Origin of the sequence: Massilia psychrophila, assembly GCF_002760665.1 — a bacterium.
In the GTDB taxonomy this organism is placed as follows: Bacteria; Pseudomonadota; Gammaproteobacteria; order Burkholderiales; family Burkholderiaceae_D; genus JAFCUW01.
Map to the genome: position 1 here is coordinate 1 of NZ_PDOB01000082.1, position 1,666 is coordinate 1,666.

Below are 1,666 nucleotides of genomic sequence, written 5' to 3' on the forward strand. Positions count from 1 at the left end.
CGGTAGTTGTCAACAAAGATGTCGCGTCAATCAAGCAGCTTTCTCTAATACTTCTGGCTGATTCCGTTCTGGATTCAGCCAGACCTGGTCCTGCAGTTCCCAGTCCCGGGTCCGTCCCGCCCAGCGCTCCGGGGTACGCTGTTTCGCCGCTGCGTAGACTTGCTCACGGTGCCGTAAAATGGCGTTGGCCTGACCACCATGGCGCTGCGCTGGCGTGACAAATTTCAGTGCGCTGTGCTTGTGCTCATGGTTGTACCACTGCACAAATTTCAAGGTCCAGCGCCGTGCTTCGTCAAGGCTCTCAAATGGCTTCGACGGGTAGTCAGGACGATACTTGCAGGTCCTGAACAGTGACTCGGCATAGGCGTTGTCATTGCTCACGCGGGGCCTGCTGAACGACGGCATGATGCCCAGTTTTTCCAGCGTCGCCAGCATCGTCGCCCCTTTCATCGAGCTGCCGTTGTCGGAGTGCAGCACCACTTTGCGTCCCGCCAACCCTTCCGCCAGGCTGGCCTTGCGCATCAACAGCGCCGCCTGTTCTGCCGACTCGCAAGCGTGCACTTCATGGCCGACGATTTTGCGGCTGTAGATGTCGAGCACCATGTACCAGTAAAAATACATGCCCTTCACGGCGGCCGGCAGCCACGTGATATCCCACGCCCACAACCGGTTCGCTTCCGTGGCGCAGTAGCTCGTCACGACCCGCTTGCTGGGCTTCCTGGCACGCCCACGGTGCTGTTGCTGCGCTTGTTCCCGCAAGATTCGGTACATGCTCGATTCCGACGCCAGGTACTGGCCACGGTCGGCCAGCGTCGGCACGATCTGGCTCGGTGGGCTGCTGGCAAACTCGCCGCTGTTGGCCACGGCCAGGATCTGCGCCCGCTCATCCATGCTGAGCTTGTTAGCCGGCGCGCTCTGGCGACTGCCCTTGCGCCCATCGGCCACGCCGTTCACGTCATCATTGAGCCAGCGCTGATAGGTCCGCAAGCTGATGTCGAGCATCGCGCACGCCGGCGCCAAGCGGCAGCCACTCGCCGCTGCTTCTCGTATCAAGTCCTTCACCAACTGGCGATCCGCGGGGGCGGTCAATCTTCCTCTTGCTCCCCCCAGATCGCCAGGGCCTTTTTTCGCAGCACGATCAACGCAGCAGTTTCCGCCAGCGCCTTCTCCTTGCGACGCAAATCTTGCTTCAGTTCCTTGATTTCCTTGCGGTCCTTCTTGCCCTGGTCTTGCTGCTCACGGTGCTGCCGGCTGCGTTCGACGGGCGCCATATTGGCTTCCTGGCAGGCCTGGCGCCACTGCGCCACCTGCTCGACAAAAAGCCCCTTGCTGCGGCAATATTCGGCCAGTTCGGCCTCGTTCAGCTTCGCCGTTTCCAGCACCACCCCGAACTTGTCTTGCGAGGACCATTCCTCGGCGTTCTTACCATTTCCCGGCACTGGCACTCCCTGCGATTGTAGATGTCGTCGCCAAGTATAAAGTGTCTGTTCCGAGATGCCATTCTCCCTTGCCAACACGGACACCAACCGGTTCTCCGGCGGCATCATCCGTCTCAAGATGGCTTCTTTGCGCTCTGCTGAATAACGTTTCACTGCATGTCTTTGCTCCGCCCCCGAATACGATTAATGTGAATCAAATGACGCGACATCTATCCTGACACAGGGGG

Annotated in this window: 1 protein-coding gene; it reads right to left on the reverse strand. The window is 59.8% G+C overall.

Features of this window, described 5'->3' with window-relative positions; translation table 11 throughout:
- Positions 1 to 30 precede the first annotated feature (30 nt).
- Positions 31 to 1,592, reverse strand: a protein-coding gene (locus CR103_RS21705; RefSeq protein WP_229443777.1) for an IS3 family transposase whose coding sequence is annotated in 2 segments (ribosomal slippage) — positions 31 to 1,121 and positions 1,121 to 1,592 — 1,563 coding nt in all. Because the reading frame shifts where the segments join, the coding sequence is not laid out codon by codon here.
- Positions 1,593 to 1,666 lie beyond the last annotated feature (74 nt).